Annotated in this window: 19 protein-coding genes; 9 read left to right on the plus strand and 10 right to left on the minus strand. The window is 72.7% G+C overall.

Features of this window, described 5'->3' with window-relative positions; translation table 11 throughout:
- Window positions 1-5: 5 nt before the first annotated feature.
- From IO39_RS08555 to IO39_RS08575, 5 genes are all read right to left on the minus strand, one after another.
- A complete protein-coding gene (locus IO39_RS08555) occupies window positions 6-1,400 on the minus strand; it encodes a penicillin-binding protein 1A (protein ID WP_157548056.1) in 1,395 nt (464 codons plus the stop codon).
- A 58-nt stretch (window positions 1,401-1,458) separates the two neighbouring features.
- Entirely contained in the window at window positions 1,459-2,319 is an 861-nt protein-coding gene (locus tag IO39_RS08560; RefSeq protein WP_063765237.1) for an alpha/beta hydrolase, read from the minus strand.
- A 125-nt stretch (window positions 2,320-2,444) separates the two neighbouring features.
- Window positions 2,445-3,650 (minus strand): metal-dependent hydrolase family protein, encoded by a 1,206-nt coding sequence (locus tag IO39_RS08565; protein WP_043618799.1) that lies wholly within the window; start codon window positions 3,648-3,650, stop codon window positions 2,445-2,447.
- Window positions 3,647-4,102, minus strand: a complete 456-nt coding sequence (locus IO39_RS08570; RefSeq protein ID WP_211266939.1) for a GAF domain-containing protein — start codon at window positions 4,100-4,102, stop codon at window positions 3,647-3,649. Before IO39_RS08570 ends, IO39_RS08565 begins: the two co-directional genes overlap by 4 nt.
- On the minus strand, window positions 4,099-5,478 hold the full coding sequence (locus tag IO39_RS08575; RefSeq protein WP_043618802.1) for an MFS transporter: 1,380 nt from the start codon (window positions 5,476-5,478) through the stop codon (window positions 4,099-4,101). The genes IO39_RS08570 and IO39_RS08575 overlap by 4 nt, the downstream gene beginning before the upstream one ends.
- Before the next feature lie 168 nt (window positions 5,479-5,646).
- Between IO39_RS08575 and IO39_RS08580 the strand changes: the two genes are divergently transcribed.
- Entirely contained in the window at window positions 5,647-6,558 is a 912-nt protein-coding gene (locus IO39_RS08580) for a MurR/RpiR family transcriptional regulator (protein WP_052422609.1), read from the plus strand.
- Between the two features lie 18 nt (window positions 6,559-6,576).
- On the opposite strand, the gene IO39_RS08585 is transcribed toward IO39_RS08580, so the two are convergent.
- Both IO39_RS08585 and IO39_RS08590 read right to left on the minus strand, forming a co-directional pair.
- Window positions 6,577-7,125 (minus strand): hypothetical protein, encoded by a 549-nt coding sequence (locus IO39_RS08585; RefSeq protein WP_245641866.1) that lies wholly within the window; start codon window positions 7,123-7,125, stop codon window positions 6,577-6,579.
- A gap of 80 nt (window positions 7,126-7,205) precedes the next feature.
- Window positions 7,206-7,571 (minus strand): winged helix-turn-helix transcriptional regulator, encoded by a 366-nt coding sequence (locus tag IO39_RS08590; RefSeq protein ID WP_043618806.1) that lies wholly within the window; start codon window positions 7,569-7,571, stop codon window positions 7,206-7,208.
- 91 nt (window positions 7,572-7,662) lie between these two features.
- On the opposite strand from IO39_RS08590, the gene IO39_RS08595 reads away from it, so the two are divergent.
- On the plus strand, window positions 7,663-8,775 hold the full coding sequence (locus IO39_RS08595; RefSeq protein ID WP_052422610.1) for an NAD(P)/FAD-dependent oxidoreductase: 1,113 nt from the start codon (window positions 7,663-7,665) through the stop codon (window positions 8,773-8,775).
- A 54-nt stretch (window positions 8,776-8,829) separates the two neighbouring features.
- Here IO39_RS08595 and IO39_RS08600 read toward each other — a convergent pair whose 3' ends face one another.
- Window positions 8,830-9,480, minus strand: coding sequence for a response regulator (locus tag IO39_RS08600; protein WP_043618808.1), 651 nt, complete (start codon window positions 9,478-9,480; stop codon window positions 8,830-8,832).
- The gene (locus IO39_RS08605; protein ID WP_084772510.1) at window positions 9,477-10,631 is read right to left on the minus strand and encodes a sensor histidine kinase; all 1,155 of its coding nucleotides are present in this window, start codon (window positions 10,629-10,631) and stop codon (window positions 9,477-9,479) included. The genes IO39_RS08600 and IO39_RS08605 overlap by 4 nt, the downstream gene beginning before the upstream one ends.
- Window positions 10,632-10,795: 164 nt before the next feature.
- On the opposite strand from IO39_RS08605, the gene IO39_RS08610 reads away from it, so the two are divergent.
- From IO39_RS08610 to IO39_RS08630, 5 genes are all read left to right on the plus strand, one after another.
- A complete protein-coding gene (locus IO39_RS08610) occupies window positions 10,796-11,065 on the plus strand; it encodes a cation:proton antiporter regulatory subunit (protein ID WP_043618811.1) in 270 nt (89 codons plus the stop codon).
- A gap of 56 nt (window positions 11,066-11,121) precedes the next feature.
- The gene (locus IO39_RS08615) at window positions 11,122-11,580 is read left to right on the plus strand and encodes a CBS domain-containing protein (protein WP_043618814.1); all 459 of its coding nucleotides are present in this window, start codon (window positions 11,122-11,124) and stop codon (window positions 11,578-11,580) included.
- Window positions 11,581-11,742: 162 nt separating this feature from the next.
- Window positions 11,743-13,029, plus strand: a complete 1,287-nt coding sequence (locus tag IO39_RS08620; protein WP_043618817.1) for an ArsB/NhaD family transporter — start codon at window positions 11,743-11,745, stop codon at window positions 13,027-13,029.
- A gap of 71 nt (window positions 13,030-13,100) precedes the next feature.
- Window positions 13,101-13,757 carry a hypothetical protein gene (locus tag IO39_RS08625; RefSeq protein ID WP_043618820.1) on the plus strand — a complete coding sequence of 219 codons (657 nt, stop codon included), beginning with the start codon at window positions 13,101-13,103 and terminating at the stop codon, window positions 13,755-13,757.
- 210 nt (window positions 13,758-13,967) lie between these two features.
- On the plus strand, window positions 13,968-14,870 hold the full coding sequence (locus tag IO39_RS08630) for a nucleoside hydrolase (RefSeq protein WP_052422611.1): 903 nt from the start codon (window positions 13,968-13,970) through the stop codon (window positions 14,868-14,870).
- Between the two features lie 133 nt (window positions 14,871-15,003).
- Here the strand turns inward: IO39_RS08630 and IO39_RS08635 are convergent, their stop codons facing one another.
- Entirely contained in the window at window positions 15,004-16,119 is a 1,116-nt protein-coding gene (locus IO39_RS08635; RefSeq protein ID WP_157548058.1) for an RpnC/YadD family protein, read from the minus strand.
- 65 nt (window positions 16,120-16,184) lie between these two features.
- Between IO39_RS08635 and IO39_RS08640 the strand changes: the two genes are divergently transcribed.
- Together IO39_RS08640 and IO39_RS08645 are read left to right on the plus strand one after the other, a co-directional pair.
- On the plus strand, window positions 16,185-16,766 hold the full coding sequence (locus tag IO39_RS08640) for a GNAT family N-acetyltransferase (RefSeq protein WP_043619302.1): 582 nt from the start codon (window positions 16,185-16,187) through the stop codon (window positions 16,764-16,766).
- Between the two features lie 81 nt (window positions 16,767-16,847).
- On the plus strand, window positions 16,848-17,675 hold the full coding sequence (locus IO39_RS08645; protein ID WP_043618823.1) for an amidohydrolase family protein: 828 nt from the start codon (window positions 16,848-16,850) through the stop codon (window positions 17,673-17,675).
- Window positions 17,676-17,967: the final 292 nt, after the last annotated feature.

Consider the following 17,967-nt stretch of genomic DNA (forward strand, 5'->3'; position numbering starts at 1 on the left):
CGCGGTCAGTTGGCGCAGGCCTCGCTGCACCCGCCGAACCGGGCGGTGTCGGGTGGGGTGAAGGACGTGGCCTCGGTGCCGTCGAGGGCGGCCTTCATGGAGTCTTTCCAGATGGGGCCCGGGACGGATGTCCCGGTGACACGCTCGTGGTGCTCGCCCGCGATGGTGACGTCGACCAGCCTGTCCGGCCGGACGGGGGCGGCGGGCTTGTCCTGCGGGACGTTCCCGGGGTCGCCGGGCTCGTCCTGCCGGACGTCCTGGGCGTGGCCGAGGCTGACGGCGGCGGCCAGGTCGGGGGTGTAGCCGGCGTACATGGCGCTCTCATAGCCGGCCGTCGTCCCGGTCATGCCCGCCGCGTCGCGGCCGAGGCCCTTGAGCGGGCTCTCGGCCAGCGCCCGGGCCAGGATCCCCGTGACGGCGTCGGCGACCGGCGCCTCCAGCACCTGCTCGCACCGCGCGGGGAAGGACCGGCTCAGGCCGGGGCCGGTGACCTCCGTGACCACCCTGGGCGCGCAGCGCAGGCCGCGCGCGGCGAGGGTGGCGTACGTGCCGGCCACCGTGACCGGGTCGACCTCGTTGACGCCGAGCGCGAACGTCGGATATTCCCGCAGGGGCGAGCCGTCGGCGCGGGCCAGCCCGAGCCGCTTGGCCATGCTGACGCTCTCGCACAGCCCGACGCGCTCGGTCAGCTTCATGAAGAACGTGTTCTCCGCCGCAGACGTGCCCGTCTCCAGCGTGGTGAAGCCGCCCTGACCGCCGCTCTCGGCGTTGAGCACCGAGTGGGTGGGGTCGGCGACGTTCTGTCCCGCGCAGTTCTTGAACGACGTGTAGCCGGCCGACCGGTAGGAGCCGGTGTGGGGGAAGCCGTCGCCGTAGCGCAGGCCCCGCTCCAACGCGGCGGCCAGCGGGTAGACCATCGCCGTGGCGCCCTGCTGGAAGGCCGTGACGAAACCGCGCGGATCACCCTGGCTGGTGGCCAGCGCCCTGATCTCGCCGCTGCCCGGAACGACCATCGCCTGGAGGGCGAGGTGCCGGCCGTCGCGGCCGACGTGGCGCTCGATGGCCTGCCGGGCGGCCTCCTGGGCGCGCGGGTCGATCGCCGTTTTGATCGTCAGGCCGGGCCGCGACACCAGCCCGGGATCGCTCGCGGCCAGCTCGGCGCGCACCCGCTCGCAGACGTAGACGTGGCGGCTGGCGGCGCAGTCGCCGGTGAACTCCTCAAGGACCGTGCCCGCGCGATCGACCAGCACGCTCGGGCCGGAGCCGGTGGCCGCGGCCACCACCAGGCGTTCGCGCGCCGGCTCGGCGCCGCCGCCGTCGCCGCCGAAGACCAGGACTCCCGCGACGGCCAGCGCGCCCGCCGTCGCCACTGCGGTGATGACGATGCGTAAGGGGATCACGTGTGGAGCTTACGCGGGCGCGGGCCGCGCCGCGATGCCGTCGAGGACGAGCTTCCGCTTACGGCCGGCCCGTGCCGCCCGTGCCGCCCGTGCCGCCCGTGCCGCTCGTGCCACCACCCGTGTCGCCCGTGCCGCGTACGCGGCCGGCCAGGTCCACCACCGCGGCCACCAGCTCGCGGCCGTTGAGCAGCACCAGGTCGTTGTGCCCGGCCCCGGCCACCTCCACGGTCGTCGCCCGCGCGGCCGCGGCCACCGAGCGGCTCAGGTCAGGCGGCACGATCGTGTCGCCGGTGCCGTAGACGACCACGACCGGGGCCTTGACCCGGGGGACGTCACGGGCGACGGGGAAGCGGTCGCGCAGCAGCGCGCGTACCGGGAGGAAGGGGTAGTTGACCTGACCGGCGGCGGCCAGGTCGGTGAACGGCGAGCGCAGCACCAGCCCGTCCGGCGGGCGCCGCAGCGCGAGCCCGGTCGCCACGGCGGCGCCCAGGCTCTCCCCGAAGTAGATCACCGGCCCGCTCCCGAGGAGGTCGCGGGCGGCCTCGGCGTCGAGGAGCAGGCCCTCCTCCGTGGGGCTGCCCGGGTTGCCGCCGTAGCCCCGGTAGTCCATGAGCAGGACCGGCAGCCCGTGCGCCGCCAGCGCCCTGGCCAGCGGCGCCCGGTGCAGCCGGTTGCCCGCGTTGCCGCCCATGACCAGCACGGTCACGTCGTGGTCGCCGGGCACGTGCCAGGCGGACAGCCGCAGGCCGTCGCGGGTGGTGAACGTGACGTCGCGCGCCCCCGGGAGCACTGCGGCGGCCGGCGGCACGGGGGCGGTGTCCGGCAGGTAGATGAGCCTGCGCTGGAACACCCAGAGCAGCCCCAGCAGCAGGATCAGCACCGCGGCGACGACCAGGGCGGTGCGCGCGAGCGTCGTCACCCACCCAACGGTACGCGCGCCGGGAAGCGCCGCACGAGGGCGCCCGCCCGGACGGCGCACGGGGCACCTGCCCGGGTCACCCGGAGAACGCCCGTCCGGACGGCACGACGCCGTGCCCGCGAGCCTCAGACGAGGGCGCCCGCCTGGACGACGTGGCGCACGTGCTTCGGGTCGGCCAGGACGCCGATGTCCTCCAGCGGGTCCCCGTCGAGCACGACCAGGTCGGCGTGCGCGCCCACGGCCAGCGTGCCGATCTCGCCGGCCATGCCGACCAGCTCGGCCGCCCCGGTGGTCGCCGCGCGCAGCACGTCGATCGGCCGCTGCACCTCGGCCCGCAGCCGGAACTCCTGGTTCTGGTGCCGGTGCATGCCGCCCAGCAGGTCGGTCCCGTACGCCATGCGCACCCCGCCCCGCGACGCCCGCTCCAGCGCGACGAGCCCGGCTTCGAGCACCTCGTCCACCTTGCGCCAGCTCCGCTCCGGCAGCCCGAACTCCATCCCCTCCTCCTTGAGCGCCCAGTACGTCACGAGCGTCGGCACCAGGAACGCCTCGTGCCGCAGGAACAGCTCCACGCTGGTGTCGTCGAGCAGGTTGCCGTGCTCGATGGAGCGCACCCCGGCCTCCAGGGCCCGGTTGACGGCGCGGGCGGTGTAGGCGTGGGCGGCGACGTACCGGTTGGCGGCCTCGGCCTCCTCGACGATCGCGCGCAGCTCGTCCATGGAGTACTGGGTCGAGTCGATGCGGTCGGTCGGCGAGGCCACGCCGCCGGAGGCCATGACCTTGATGTGGTGCGCGCCCTTGCGCAGCTCGTCGCGGGCGGCGGCGCGGACCGCGTCCACGCCGTCGGCGACCCGGCCGACGCCCGCGCAGCACGGGTGGTCGTCCTTGAGGTGCTCGCCCCGGCCGCGGAAGTCGGCGTGGCCGCCGGTCTGGCTCAGCCCCTTGCCGCAGAACAGCAGGCGCGGGCCGCGGATCAGGCCCTCGGCCTGCGCGTCGGCCAGCCCGAAGTCGGCGCCGGAGGCGTCCCTGACCGTGGTGAAGCCGCGGCTCAGCATGTCGCCCATGATGCGGGCGGTGTGGGCGGTCACGTACGAGGGCGGCATGGAGCCGAGCGAGCCGAGGTTCGCGGTGGAGGCGGTGACGTGGACGTGCGCGTCGATCAGGCCGGGCACGACCCGGGCGCCCGCGAGGTCGATCACCGTCGTGCCGTCGGGGACGGTCAGCCCGCGACCGGTCTCGGCGATCCGGCCGTCGGCGCAGCGCAGGTCGGCCTCCTCGTACTCGCCGGTCGTCACGTCGAGCAGCAGCGCGTCACGCAGCAGCAGGCTCATGCGGCACCTCCGGCGAACGCGGCGGCGGCGTCCTTGCCGAGGCCCTTGCCGAAGTCGTCGGCGATGGACCGGGCGGTGGCCACGGAGGCGTCGTCGTAGGCGCCCTCGGCGTCGAGGATGTTCAGCACGCCGAGCACCTCGCCGGCCGCGCCGAGGACGGGCACGTTGATGATCGAGCCGCAGCCCAGGCTCTCGATCAGTTCGTGGTCGGCGAAGATCTCCCGCACCGCGGCCCTGTCCCCGCCGAAGTACGGCTGCCGCCCCTCGATGCAGGTGGCCAGCCACTCCTGGGCGACCTCGACGGTCTTCTCGCCGCCCACCGGGTACTGCTCCGGGTGGCTGCTGTGCACGCGGCGCAGCGCCCGCCGCTCGGGCACCCAGGCGAGCACGGTGAACAACCGCACGCCCACCTCCCGGCGCACCCTCTCCTCCAGCTCCTTGAGCTCCGTCACTTGGCCGCCTCCTCAGCAGTCGGTTCCGTCAGTTCTTCGAGCGACCGGCCGGCCGTGGACAGGCCGAACACGACCACGCACACCACCCCGGCGACCAGCACCGCCGTCGTCAGCCCGAACACGCCCGCGAAGCCGAGGCTCGCGGCCGACAGGCCGATGATGGTCGGGGCGAGGATGCTGCCGACGCGCCCGAAGGCGCTCGACAGGCCGGTGCCGGTGGCGCGGATCCAGGTCGGGAAGACCTCGGGGGTGTAGGAGTAGACGCCGGCGTAGGTGCCGTTCAGGAAGAACGACAACACCGCGCCCGCGATGGTGATCATGACCGGCGAGTCCATCTGCGACAACCAGAACGCGCTGACCGCCGAGCCCGCCAGGTAGAGCGCGATCGTGTTCTTGCGGTCCATCCGCTCCGACAGCCAGGCCGCCGAGAAGTAGCCGGGGATCTGCGCCAGATAGATGATGATCGAGAACTCGAAGCTCTTGGTGACCGTGATGCCGCGCTGCACGAGCAGCGTCGGGATCCAGGAGAAGAACCCGTAGTACGAGAACGTGATCACGAACCAGATCAGCCAGATCACCGCCGTGCGCCGGGCCATCGCCGGGCTCCACAGGTAGCGCAGCGCGCTGAACAGGTTGACCTTCGGCGCGTTCGCGGTGGCGGGGGCGGTGGCCGTCTCGGGCACCGGCGGCAGCGGTTGCCGGGTCGCCCGCTCCACGCGCCGCTCCAGGTCGGCGACCACCTGCTCGGCCTCGGCCGTACGGCCCTGCTGGAGCAGGAAGCGCGGCGACTCCGGCAGCGAGCGGCGCCACCACAGCAGCATCACGATCGGCAGCGCGGTGATCACCTGCGCGATCCGCCAGCCGTCGTCGAACGTCGGCACCACGAACCGGCCGATCAGCGCCGCCAGCACGAAGCCGAACGAGAAGAACCCGGCCAGCGCCCCGATGAACCAGCCGCGCCGCTTGGCCGGCACGAACTCCGACAGGAACGGCGCGATGATCGCGCTCTCCGCCCCCGCGCCGGCGCCGGCCAGCACCCGGGACACCAGGAACACCTCGTAGTTCGGGGCGAAGGCGGCGATCACCGAGAAGACGGCGTAGAAGGCGAGGGCGTACATCATCACCTTCTTGCGGCCGATGCGGTCGCCGAGCAGGCCCGCGATGGTCGCGCCGAACAGGAACCCGAACGGTGTCGCCGACCCGATGAAGCCGAGCTGGCCGTTGGACAGGCCCCAGGCCTCCTGCGCGCTCGGCAGCAGGAACGCGACGACGGCGGAGTCCATGCCGTCGAAGGTGTAGCCCAGGCCGCCGATCAGGAGCAGGACGTAGTGTGGACGGCTTAGCGGGAGCCGGTCCAGACGGGCCAACAAGGTCATCGAACACACCTTTCCCCAGGTCATGGCCCTGCAAGTCAATTGCGAAGCAACATATAGTGCGAAAAGGCAAAATTGCAATGTTCTTTGCAAGTTTGTCTGCTCGTGAGCGCGTAGCATGTTCCCGGCCAGGGGCACGGGACCCCGGCCCGGGCCGAGGAAAGGGATCGGGTGACTCGACGCGCCACGGACGACGGCCCGCCCGCCGGCGGCGGGCCGGGCGGCGACCACTTCGAGGAGTGGCTGCGCGGGCGGGTGCCGGGGCGCGGGCTGCGCGGCAAGGCGGCCGCCGTGCTGGAGGTGCTGCTCTCGCAGCCGCGCCGGGCCTCATACTGCTCCGCCGGGGAGCTGGCCCAGCTCGCCGGGGTGAACGTGGCCACCGTCACCCGCACGGCGCAGGCGCTCGGCTTCGCCGGCTGGCCCGCCCTGCAGCAGGAGGTGCGGGCCCGCTACCTGTCCTCGCTCAGCGCCGGCCAGGTCGCCGCCGAGCACCGGGGCGCCGGCTCACCCAGCTCCCGCTCCCTGCGCCGCGACCTCGACAGCCTGGCCCTGCTCCACCGCCGCCTGGACGAGAGCGTGCTGGCCACGATCGCCGAGGCCGTCGCGGCCGCCCGCCGTACGGTGATCGTCGCCGACGGCAGTTACGCGGCCGTCGGGCTGGCGCTGGCCCACAACGCGAGGCTGGCCGGCTATCCGGTGGCGGCCGTGACGGCGGGGGACGCGGAGCTGGCCAACGTGATGGCCGCGATCGGCGAGGGCGACGTGCTGATCGCGATCAGCTTCTGGCGGCTCTACGAGAGCACGGTGCTGGCCGCCAACGAGGCCCGCGCGCGGGGGGTGCGGGTGTTCGCCCTGACCGACGCCGCCAGCCCCGCCCTGGCCGCCGCGGCCGAGGAGGTCGTGCTGGTGCCGGCCGAGGGCGAGGCGTTCTTCCCGTCGCTGACGGCGGGCGTCGCCGTGGCCCAGGCCCTGGTCACCCAGCTCGCCGCCGTGGACCCGGCGCGCACGGGGGCCGCGATCGAGGCGGCGGAGGCGATGTGGACCAAGTTCGGTCTCCTGCACCGCCGCCCCGCCGCCCTCTGACGGCCTCCGGGGGAAGGTTCAGAGCCAGCTCGCGCGGACGCTCGTGGCCGCCTCGGCGCCGCCCGGGGCGGCGGGGTGCGCGGCGCGTACGGTCTCCAGCAGCCGCGCGACCGTCTCGACGATCTCCGGGGCGCGCTCGCGCAGGCCCGTGACGTCGGCCGGAGTGACCTCGTCGCGCCCGGCGCCGGCCTCGTCGAGGACCCCCTCCAGGTCGGCCAGCCGCTCGCCCAGCCACTTCAGCGGCTCCTGCGACAGCCGCTCGTCGAACACCCGCCGCCCCGGCTCCCAGCCCCTGATCCCGGGGTGGTGGTGGGTGCGGTCGAAGCTGCCGGGCGTGCCGGAGACCGACTCCAGCAGGTCCACCCGCCAGAGCGGGCGGTCGACGGTGATGGGCCGGGACGAGTAGATCGAGCCCTTCAGCTCGCCGGGCTCCAGCCGGCGCAGCTCCAGCCGCACGCCGCGCTCCGCCCCCTCCTGCCCTTCCAGCGGATGGGGGTCGACGAAGTAGATGTCGCTCACGGCCACGCCGATCCGCTCGAAGCCGAACAGGTAGAGCACGGTAACCACGTCCTTCGCAGGTGTCGGGCACGCCTGGACTTCAACGTAACCCGCGGCGCTCCCCGCGGCCACGACCGGCTCCGGCGGCTCTAGGAGTCGGCGGGATCGGGAGGCAGGTGCTCCTGGGCCCACGCCGAGATCTGGTGGAGCGCCGGCATGAGCGCCCTGCCGCTCTCGGTCAGCTCGTAGCTGACGGTGACGGGCGGGCCGGGATCGACGGTGCGCGCGATCAGGCCGTGCTTGGTCAGCTCGGACAGCCGGTCGGACAGCACGGAGTCGCTGACCCCGTCGATGGCCCGCGCCAGCTCGCGGAACCCGGCGGGACCCGAGCCCAGGCTGCCCAGCACCGGGCCGCTCCAGCGCTTGCCGAGCAGGGTGAAGGCGCGCGTCAACGCCGCGTCGCCGCGTTTGCACTCGTCGGGGCCGATCCTGGGCCGCGCAGCTGACGTCGCCATGCCTCCATGCTAGCCTGACGACCGCTGCTTTGATTTTCCTAGCGGATATGAATAACCTAGCTGCAACGTGATGGCTAGTTAGGAGTGAATGATGAGCCGGAGTGCGGAGACGCGGCCGAGCGTCGTGGTGCTGGGCGGCGGATACGGCGGCTACAAGGTCGCCAAGCTGCTCGACGACGTGGCCGACGTGACGCTCGTCGACCCGACCGACGCGTTCGTGCACAACGTGGCGTCCTGGCGGGCGCTGGTCGAGCCCGAGTGGCTGGACCGGATCTTCCTGCCCTACCGCCGGCTGCTGGTCAACGGGCGGTTCCTGCGCGACCGCGCCGTGGCCGTGGACGGCCGGCACGTGACGCTCGCCTCGGGGCGCACGATCGAGCCCGACTACCTGGTGCTGGCGACGGGCTCGGCGTACCCGTTCCCGGCCAAGACCGACCGGCCCGAGACCGAGGCCGCCAAGGCCGAGCTGCGCGCCGCGCACGAGGTGCTGGCGCGGGCCGAGCGGGTGCTGCTGGTCGGCGCGGGCCCGGCCGGGCTGGAACTGGCGGGGGAGATCAAGTCGGCCTTCCCCGGCAAGCACGTCACGCTCGCCGACGTCGCGCCCGACATCCTGCCCGGCCCGTTCGACCAGGAGCTCCGGGTCGAGCTGCGCCGGCAGCTCGCCGAGCTGGGCGTCGAGCTCAAGCTCGGCAGCCCGCTGCGGGAGCTGCCGGACGCGCCGCCCGCCACCGCCGCGCCGATCGCCATCGCCACCGAGGCGGGCGAGAAGCTGACGGCCGACGTCTGGTTCCGCTGCTTCGGCGTCTCGCCCCGCACCGACTACCTGCGCGGGGCGCTCGCAGAGGCCACGGACGGGCAGGGGCACGTGCGGGTGGACCCGTTCCTGCGGGTGCTCGGACAGGAGCGGGTCTTCGCCATCGGCGACATCGCCGACGCCGACCGCAAGATGGCCGCGTACGCCGGGCGGCAGGGGGAGCTGCTGGCCGCCAACCTGCGCGCCGAGATCACGGGCGAGGGCGAGGCGGTCGCGTACGAGCGGCAGGCCCCGGTCATCCTCGTGCCGCTCGGGCCCGAGGGCGGCGCGGGCCAGCTCCCGGGGCAGGGGCTCATCGGGGCCGAGGCGACGGCCCAGATCAAGGGCCGGGCCATGCTGGTGGAGATGACCGCCGCCCACTTCGACGCCCCGGAATCGGCGGTGGCCTGACGCGGGTCCGGCACAACCCTCCGCCCCGGCGGGCGCCGGGGCGGCGGCCGGGGGTCAGGGCTCGACCAGGCCGGCGCGGATGGCGTACCTGGTCAGCTCCAGGCGGTCGCGCATGCCGAGCTTCTGCAGGATGTTCGCCCGGTGCCGGTCGACCGTCTTCACGCTGATCACCAGCGTCTCGGCGATCTCCTTGGCCGAGTTGCCCTCCGCGATCAGCTTGACGATCTCCTCCTCGCGCGGGGTCAGGATGCTCTCGGGCATGCGCTCGCCCTCCTTGTCCCGCTGGAGGTAGTCGCGGATGAGCGCCGTGATCGCCCCCGGGTAGAGGAACGGCTCGCCGCGCATCGTGGCCCGGCACGCCTCCAGCAGGTCCTGGTCGGCGACCGACTTGAGCACGTAGCCGGAGGCCCCGACCTTGAGCGACTCGAAGAAGTACTGCTCGTTGTCGTACATCGACAGGATCAGGATGCGGATGCCGGGCGCCCGGCGGGAGATCTCCCTGGCGGCCTGGAGGCCGGTCATGCGCGGCATCGCGATGTCGAGGATGGCCAGGTCCACCTGGTCCTCCGAGGCCGCCGCCACGGCCTGCGCGCCGTCGGCGGCCTCGGCGACCACTTCGAGGTCGGGCTCGGCGTCGAGGATCAGCCGCAGCCCCCGCCGCACCAGCGCGTGGTCGTCGGCCAGCAGGATCCGGGTCTTGTTCACGAGGTTGCGCTCCGATTCGCGAGGTCCGGGATGACCAGGCGGACGCGGGTGCCTCCGCCCGGCGGGGAGTCGACGGTCAGCCGGGCGCCGATGAGCAGGGCGCGCTCGCGCATACCCCGGATCCCGGCGCCGTCCTTGCGCGCCCCGCCCCGGCCGTCGTCGGTGACGCGCAGCACCAGGCGGCCGTCCTCGGCGGCGAGCGCCAGCTCGGCCCGGGTGGCGCGGGCGTGCCTGGCGATGTTGGTCAGGCTCTCCTGCGCGATCCGGTACAGCACCAGCTCGACGTCCGCGCCCAGCTCCGGCAGGTCGTGCTGCAGCGCGCGGGCCACCTGCACGCCGCTCGACCGGGACACGTCGCCGGCCAGGGCGCTGAGCGCGGCGTGCAGGCCGAGGTCCTCCAGCACGCCGGGGCGCAGGCGGCGGGCGACCTGGCGCACCTCGTCGAGGCTGGCGCGCACGGTCTCCTGCACCCCGTGCAGTTCCTCGCGCAGGTCGGCGGGGGCGCGGTCGACCACTCGCTTGAGCCCGAGCAGCACCACGGTCAGGCTCTGGCCGATCTCGTCGTGCAGCTCCCTGGCGATGCGCTGCCGCTCGCCCTCCTGCGCGGCCAGCGCGTGGGCGCTGCTGGCGCTGCGCTCGGCCTCCAGCCGGTCCAGCATGGCGTTGAACGTGTCGATCAGGTGCGTGAGGTCGCTGTTGCCGCTGCGGGACAGCCGGTCGCCGGTGCGCAGCAGGTCCACCCGCTGCATGAGCGTGGTCAGCGCGTCCAGCGGGGCCAGGCTGCGGCGCAGCAGCAGCGCGTTGGCGGCCAGCATCACCGCCAGCCCCACCAGCAGGACCGGCACCTCGGCCCACACGACCGGGGCGGACACCGTGGCGGGGGAGAGCGCGAGCACGAGCGTCCCGGCCGCGAACACCAGCCCGTTGATCAGGACCAGCCGGCGGAACAACGCCTGAGCCGGCGGCCGGGGCGCCGCCCCGCCCCCGGCCGCGGTGCCGGCACCGGCCTCGGCCCCGGTTCCGGTCTCGGTGCCGGCCTCGGCTCCGGCTCCGGTTCCGGTCTCGGTGCCGGCTTCCGCCGGGCGGGTAGAGTCCCGCCGTACGTCCCCCGCCCCCTCTGCCCGGGGCCGCCTGTCGGCGCGATCGTTCATCTCACCAGCCTGTTCGCCGCCGGGTGTGGTTGTCCATGCGGTTTGTCCCCCATCCGGAAGTTCATCCCTACATGTTCTATCCCTGCCCAGATGGGTGCCGGACCCGATGGTTCGCGGGCGCGTCCGCCCGGAGACTGGAGCGGAGCCGGATTGGAGACAGCGACATGGACGTCACCCGCACGACCGTGCCGGGCCGAGGCACCCTGCACCACCTCGTCACCAGGAGGGGGCAGCGCTTCGGCGTTCTCGTGGAGGACGGCGGCCGGCGGTTGCTCGTCCACGATCCCGCCGAGCCGGACGCGCCGGCGCTGGGCATCCCCCTCGACCAGGACGAGGCCGACCAGGTCGCCGACCTGCTGCACAGCAGGCCCGTGCCGGACCGGCTGGCCGAACTGGAACGCCGGGTCAGGGAGATCGCCGAGGCGGCGCGGTGACCTGGCCGGGGACCACCGGTCGCGGTGTCGTACCGCATGTCGAACGGGATGAACTCATGCATGCCAGCAATATCGCCGTGAACCTGCCCACCGTGACCGCCGACGACCCCGTCACCAAGGCCGTGCGGATCATGGCGCTGGGCCGGATGCCCGGCCTGATCGTCGTGGACGGCCGGGGACGGCCGTCGAGCGTGCTGCCGGGGACGCAGGTGCTGCGGCTGGCGGTGCCGGGCGCGTACCAGGAGGACCCGGCGCTGTGCCGGACCATCGACGAGGAGCACGCCGACCTGTTCTGGGGCGAGCTGGGCGAGCTGAGCGTGGGCGACTGCCTGCCGCGGCAGCCGGCGACGCCCGCGACCGTCCCCTTGGACGCGACGCTGCTGGAGGTGGCCGCGCTCATGGCGCGGCTGCGCAGCCCCATCGTCGCGGTCGTCGGCCCCGACGGCGTCCTCACCGGCGCGATCACCCTTGAGCGGCTGCTGACCAGCCTGGCCCTCTCCGGCTCGGACGACTGAGCCCGGACAACCTGCTGACCCTCGTCAACCGGGCGTGTGCCGACGGCCACGTCCGCTTGCGCATGCCCACTATCGGAAAGGCCCTGCCATGTCCTCGCACCACCTGTGTCCGGAGAAATCCTGTGCCGCCGCCATGTCCGCCGGCCCGCCGGGGCGGGCCGGATGAGCGCCTTCGCCGCACTGGCGATCTTCCTGGTGGCCTTCTTCTTCATCGCCACGGAGAAGGCCGACAAGGTCAAAGTGGTGCTCGTCGCCGCGGGGCTGATGGCCGTGCTCGGCCTGATCCCGGGCGCCGAGGTGTTCTTCTCCGAGCACGAGGGCATCGACTGGAACGTCATCTTCCTGCTGCTCGGGATGATGATCATCGTCGGCGTCATCAAGCAGACGGGCGTCTTCGACTTCCTCGCCATCTGGGCGGCCAAGAAGTCGAAAGGGCGTCCGTACCGGCTGATGGTCATGCTCATGGTGATCACCGCCGTGGCCTCCCCCTTCCTGGACAACGTCACCACGATCATGCTGGTCGCGCCGGTGACGATCGTGGTGTGCAACCGCTTGCGGATCGCCGCGCAGTCGTACCTGATCGCGGAGGTCCTCGCCTCCAACATCGGCGGCGCGGCCACGCTCATCGGTGACCCGCCCAACATCATCATCGGCAGCCGCGCCGGGCTGACCTTCAACGACTTCCTCGTGCACATGGCGCCGATCGTGATCGTGGTCTTCGCCGCGTTCGTGCTGTTCACGCGGGTGCTGTTCGGCAGCTCGTTCCAGTACAACGCCGACCGCGTGGCCGAGGTGATGGCGCTGCAGGAGCGGCGGGCCATCACCGACATGCGGCTGCTGGTGCGCTGCCTGATCGTGCTGGGCGCGGTCGTGGCCGGGTTCGGGCTGCACGCCGTGGTGCACGTCGAGCCGTCGATCGTGGCGCTGGTGGGCGCCGGGGTGATGCTGCTGGTCTCCCGCGCGAACGTCTCCGAGGTGCTGCGCGAGGTCGAGTGGCCCACGCTGGTGTTCTTCATGGGCCTGTTCGTCATGGTCGCGGGCCTGGTGCACACCGGCGTGATCGCGGCGATCGGCACGTGGGCGCTGGAGACGCTGGGCGACAACTACTTCGTCGCCGCGACGGCGCTGCTGTTCGGTTCCAGCGCGCTGGGCGCCTTCTTCGACAACATCCCGTACGTCGCCACCACCGCCCCCATCGTCGAGGGCGTGGTCGACGCCGCCCCCGACCCGCAGGTCGGCCAGGCCCTGTGGTGGGCCTTCGCCCTGGGCGCCGACTTCGGCGGCAACGGCACCGCGGTCGCGGCCAGCGCCAACGTGGTGGCCATCGGGATCGCCGCGCGCAACGGTCACAAGATCACCTTCTGGCAGTTCACCCGCTACGGCATCGTCGTCACCGTCCTCAGCACGCTGATGGCCTGGGTGTACGTGTGGCTGCGGTACTTCACCTAAGGTGACCCCAGGGAGAAATCAGGGACGTTCACCGATGAACCGGACGGGCCACGGGCGGCATCGTGGCGGGCATGAACCCCGCGAACCGCCTGGCCCAGATCTCGTTCACCGCCGGACCGGCCGCCCTGCTGGGCGGCTGGTCCCTCATGCGCGTCATTCAGGGCGCGCTGCAGCCGGGGCCCTGGTGGACGGCGGCGCACGCGCTGTGGCTGGTCGCCTTCCTGATGTTCGCCGTCATGACCCTGGCCATGCGCGGCCTGGCCCGCCCGGTGTCGGGCGGGCGCCGCGCGGTGGTGGAGACGGTGACCGCGCTCGCGCTGCTCGGCGTGGCGGTGAACCTCGCGCAGTCGGCCACCAGCCTGTACGCCGGGTTCGCCGCGGCGGACGGCGCGGCGATGCGGGGCGTCCTGGACCAGGTGAAGGGCTATCCCGGGGTCGAAGCGGTGGTGTACGGCCCCGGGGCGCAACTCTTCTTCGCCGCCGTGCTCGCCCAGGCGGTCGTCCTGGCCCTGCTGCGCCGCGTCACGCCCGTCAGCGCCGCCGTCACCGCCTCGGGCGTGGCGCTGATGGTGGTGGCCACGTTCGAGGACGGCAAGGGCTCCGCCCTGGTCGCCGTGGGCATGGCGGTCATGTGGCTGGGCACGCTGCTGCTGGGCCGGGGCCTGCCCGGCGACCAGGTCCCCGGCACGCCCTCCTCCGCGCCCCGCCCCCTCACGACCTCGCACTGACCCGACCGGCGGCCCCGCTCCGCAAGGGCGGCCCGCTCGGCGAAGGCCGGGGCGGGCGGCTGCGGTGGAAGGGGCCCGGGCCGGGTGGCTGCGGTGGAAGGGGTCCGGGCGGGCCGTCCCATGGACGAGCGGCGATGACGACCCCGGCACCGGCTCCTGATCGTTCCCAATGTGCGGACTTCGAGGGCCGGCGGTGGTAGAAGGGGCAGCATGGCTGCTGCATCGACCCGGCGCGTCATCTTCGACACCGACCTCGGCACCGACGTGGACGACGCCCTGGCCCTGGCAGTCCTGCTCGGCTCGCCCGAGGTGGACCTGCTCGGCTGCACCACCGTCTACGGCGACACGCCGCTGCGGGCCCGCCTGGCCAAGCGCCTGGCCCGCCTGGCCGGCCGTGCCCTGACCGTGCTGCCCGGCTCCGCCGGGACCCTGACCGGCCGTGACGTCCGGTGGGCCGGGCACGAGGGCCGCCTGTTCCCCGACCTCGCCGAGGAGGCGGTGGACGAGGGGGACGCGGTGGCGTACCTGGTGGACCGGGTGACCGGCGCGCCCGGCGAGGTGGACGTGGTGGCGGTCGGCCCGCTCACCAACCTCGCCCGCGCGATCACCGCCTCACCCGCCTTCGCCCGCGACGTACGCCACCTGTGGATCATGGGCGGCCGCTTCGACGGCCCCGCGCCGGAGCACAACCTCGCCTGCGACCCCGAGGCCGCGGCCGTCGTCTTCGACTCGGGCGCCCCGATCACCGTCACCGGCCTGGAGATCACCACCGCCGTCCGGATGACCGCCGCCGACGTGTCCGCGATCGCGACGGCCGGTCCCCTTGGGCAGGCGCTCGCGGCGGAGATCGAGCAGTGGTGGCGGGTCCGTAACGAGCAGTGGAACCATCCTCATGACCCGATCGCCGCGCTGACCCTCCTGACCCCGGACCTGTTCACGTTCAGCCGGGAGGGGCGGGTCGTGGTGGGGGAGAACGGCGCCACCGCCTTCGAGCCCGGCCCCCACGGCCGCACCCGCCTCACGACCTCCGCCCTGACCGACCAGGTGATCCAGGAGATCACCCACCGCATCACCTCCACCCACCACCAGGACCCCGGTGGCTCCCCGCGATGAATGCCCGGCTGAAGTGACGGTCGGCCTGGTCTGTGATGTATGACGATCTCGGCCTTCTTCGCATCCGCGCCGACAGAGCTGCGAAGTCCCCGGCTGCTGGCCTGCAGCCGGGATCACACATGAGCGAACGGTCCTACTCGTCGCCCTGGTGGTGGTGGTGTGTGCTGGGTTCGTTGAACAGGTCTTGGGGTGTGCGGGCGGTGACGGCGCGGAGGAGCCAGGTGTGGAGTTGTGTGAGGTCTTTGCAGTTGGTGATCATGGCGCGGGTTTCCTCTGAGACGTCAAGACCTCGGGCGTTCAGCACGAGCAGCAACGACTGGACGGCCTCCTCGGCCTTGCCCTCCGCCTTGCCCTCCGCCTTGCCTTCAGCCCTGCCCTCCGCCTTGCCTTCAGCCCTGCCCTCCGCCTTGCCTTCTGCCCTGCCCTCGGCCCTGCCTTCTTCGCGGCCGCGGCCGAAGTGTTCGCGGGCGAAGGGGCTGTAGACCGGCCAAGCGGTGGACGCCATGATCTCCTCCAGGATCTCGCGGATTTCGTACCCGGACATGCTGTACGCGTATTCATAGTACTTCGTAGCGTGTTCATCGGAGGCGGTGCACAGTGCCGCCGCGAACGCTTCGACGACCTTGCGGTCGCGGCCTTGGGTCATGACGGACATGACCGCGAGCGGCAGGTCGGCCGCAGCCTCCTGAGGGTCGATGATGGCCGGAATGTCCCTCGGCCCCACCGCCCGGGGCTGGAAACGGTAGCCGTTCAGCCCGGTTTCGAGGGGTTGCGCGTAATGGTCGGCGTCTGACTGGTTGGGACAGACGACCAGGACCGTGACGTCGCAGCGCAGCATCAGCCACGCGGCGGCGGCGTAGCGGGCAAGCTGCAGAGACTCCTTCTTCTTGTCCTGCTGCACTTCCACGATGATCGCGTGCAGGGGGCTCTGCCGTGGCCCCAGGGTGAAGACCAGGTCAGGCTCGATGTCGCTGGAGATGCGCGTGTTGAACGTACGCTCCTCCTGCTGGATGAGCGGAGTGTCGGGCAGTTCCACGTGCATGAGGTCGCGCAGGATCTCCGTCACCAGCTGGGGGCGATCGGAGAACAGTTGGACGAGAGCGTCATGTTGGGGGGACGGCATGCGACGTAGCGTATCGAACTGTTCACCGAAAGTGACGGGAATTCGCGAGATTGGCTCCGGCGGCCTGTCCGTGCCCTTGGTGTACGGGACGGTGACGCGTGCGTGCTCCAGCCGAGAGCGGTCCATGCCGGGTCCGATGGCTGGTGGAAAAGGGAATGACCGGGGACGGTCCGGGCGGGAGAATGGCGATCATGTCTCAGGCGATTCTGCGTACCGGCCGTATTGAGCTCGTCCCGCTGGCCGACGAGCACCTCGGGCACGAGATCGAGCTCGACGGCGATCCCGAGGTCATGCGCTACCTCGGCGACGGACGGGCGCGTGGTCCCGAGGAGGTGACGGAGCTCCACCGGCGGCGGCTGGCCGTCGCGGAGGAGGCGCCGGGGCTGGGGTTCTGGGCCGGGTTCGTGGCGGGGCGGTTCGTCGGCTGGTGGTTGCTGGAGCCGCCCACGCGCGATGATCAGGGCCCCGTCGAGGGGCAGGCCGAGCTGGGGTATCGGCTGCTGCGGCGCTGCTGGCGGCAGGGGCTGGCCAGCGAGGGGGCCCGGGAGCTGCTGCGTCACGGGTTCGAGGATCTCGGGCTGAGCCGCGTGTTCGCCGAGACGATGGCGGTCAACGCGGCCTCCCGCGCGACGATGAACGCGGTGGGCATGCGGCACGTCCGGACGTTCCACCTGGAGTGGGAGCAGCCGCTGCCCGGCAGCGAGCTGGGTGAGGTCGAGTACGCGATCACCCGTGAGGAGTGGCTCGCCCAGCACGATCCCGCCAACGCCTGAGCGCCGGCCAACCGTCGTCGGTCACCGTTGATCACTCCTGTTTCTGTGGGAAACATGGGATATCTGCTAGCTTGCGGTGGTGTGAGTCACATCGATGCCCACCACCACGTCTGGGACCTGTCCGCCCGCCCGCACGCCTGGCTGGACTCCGCCAAGATGGCGCCGGTGCGCCGCACGTTCACCCTCGACGACCTGGCCGGACCCGCCGCCGCGGCGGGCGTGACCGGCACCGTGCTGGTGCAGGTGCTGCCCGACCTCGACGAGACCCGCGAGTTCCTGTCCCTGGCCGCCGGGTCCGAGCTGGTCGCCGGGGTGGTCGGATGGATCGACCTGACCGCGCCCGACGCCGCCGACACGCTGGCCGCCCTGCCCGGCGGGCTGGTCGGCGTGCGCCACGGCGTGCAGTCCGAGCCCGACCCGGCCTGGCTGATCCGGCCCGACGTGCGGCGCGGGCTGGCCGCCGTGGCCGCCGCCGGGCTGGCCTACGACCTGCTGACGCTGCCGCACCAGCTCCCGGCCGCCATCGAGACGGTGAGCGCGCTGCCCGAGCTGACGTTCGTGCTCGACCACCTGTCCAAGCCGCCGATCGCCTCCGGCGAGCTGGAGCCGTGGCGCGGCCGGATCCGGGAGCTGGCCGCCCGGCCCAACGTCTACTGCAAGCTGTCGGGCCTGGTCACCGAGGCCGACTGGCGGTCGTGGCGGACGGCCGACCTGCGGCCGTACGCGGAGGTCGTGCTGGAGGCGTTCGGGCCCGGGCGGGTGATGTTCGGCTCCGACTGGCCCGTCTGCCTGCTCGCCGCCGACTACGCGCAGGTCGCCCGGGCCGCCGGCGACCTGTGCGCCGGGCTGTCGGCGGACGAGCGGGCCGAGGTCTTCGCCGGCGCGGCCCGCCGGGCGTACCGGCTCTAGCGCCGGCGCGGCCGGGGCCGGGGTCGAGCTGACGGCCCGGCTGTGCGAGGGGGCGTTCGAGGCTCCACGCCTGACCCGAACCCGGCCGGACGGCGGCGCGCCCGTCAACGGCGAGCGGCCGTGAGCGCGTGGCGGGGGTGATCGATTCGTGCTCACAGCCGGGCCCCAGGGAATATGATGTGGATCACTTGCGCGTCGGGCAATTTATGTCCGGATTCTGTGACATAACCCCCCGTGCGGGCGGTGTCACAGCCCCTCCGAGGGACCGTGTCGGCGCAGGTCAGGTGGGTGT

The organism is Nonomuraea candida (genome assembly GCF_000725485.1).
Classification (GTDB): domain Bacteria; phylum Actinomycetota; class Actinomycetes; order Streptosporangiales; family Streptosporangiaceae; genus Nonomuraea; species Nonomuraea candida.

Coding starts and splice junctions, on each gene's coding strand:
- IO39_RS08605 (WP_084772510.1), bottom strand. CDS start 10,631: ATGAACGATCGCGCCGACAGGCGGCCCCGGGCAGAGGGGGCGGGGGAC.
- IO39_RS08575 (WP_043618802.1), bottom strand. CDS start 5,478: ATGACCTTGTTGGCCCGTCTGGACCGGCTCCCGCTAAGCCGTCCACAC.
- IO39_RS08595 (WP_052422610.1), top strand. CDS start 7,663: ATGAGCCGGAGTGCGGAGACGCGGCCGAGCGTCGTGGTGCTGGGCGGC.
- IO39_RS08640 (WP_043619302.1), top strand. CDS start 16,185: ATGTCTCAGGCGATTCTGCGTACCGGCCGTATTGAGCTCGTCCCGCTG.
- IO39_RS08625 (WP_043618820.1), top strand. CDS start 13,101: ATGAACCCCGCGAACCGCCTGGCCCAGATCTCGTTCACCGCCGGACCG.
- IO39_RS08620 (WP_043618817.1), top strand. CDS start 11,743: ATGAGCGCCTTCGCCGCACTGGCGATCTTCCTGGTGGCCTTCTTCTTC.
- IO39_RS08590 (WP_043618806.1), bottom strand. CDS start 7,571: ATGGCGACGTCAGCTGCGCGGCCCAGGATCGGCCCCGACGAGTGCAAA.
- IO39_RS08630 (WP_052422611.1), top strand. CDS start 13,968: ATGGCTGCTGCATCGACCCGGCGCGTCATCTTCGACACCGACCTCGGC.
- IO39_RS08635 (WP_157548058.1), bottom strand. CDS start 16,119: ATGGACCGCTCTCGGCTGGAGCACGCACGCGTCACCGTCCCGTACACC.
- IO39_RS08615 (WP_043618814.1), top strand. CDS start 11,122: ATGCATGCCAGCAATATCGCCGTGAACCTGCCCACCGTGACCGCCGAC.
- IO39_RS08565 (WP_043618799.1), bottom strand. CDS start 3,650: ATGAGCCTGCTGCTGCGTGACGCGCTGCTGCTCGACGTGACGACCGGC.
- IO39_RS08610 (WP_043618811.1), top strand. CDS start 10,796: ATGGACGTCACCCGCACGACCGTGCCGGGCCGAGGCACCCTGCACCAC.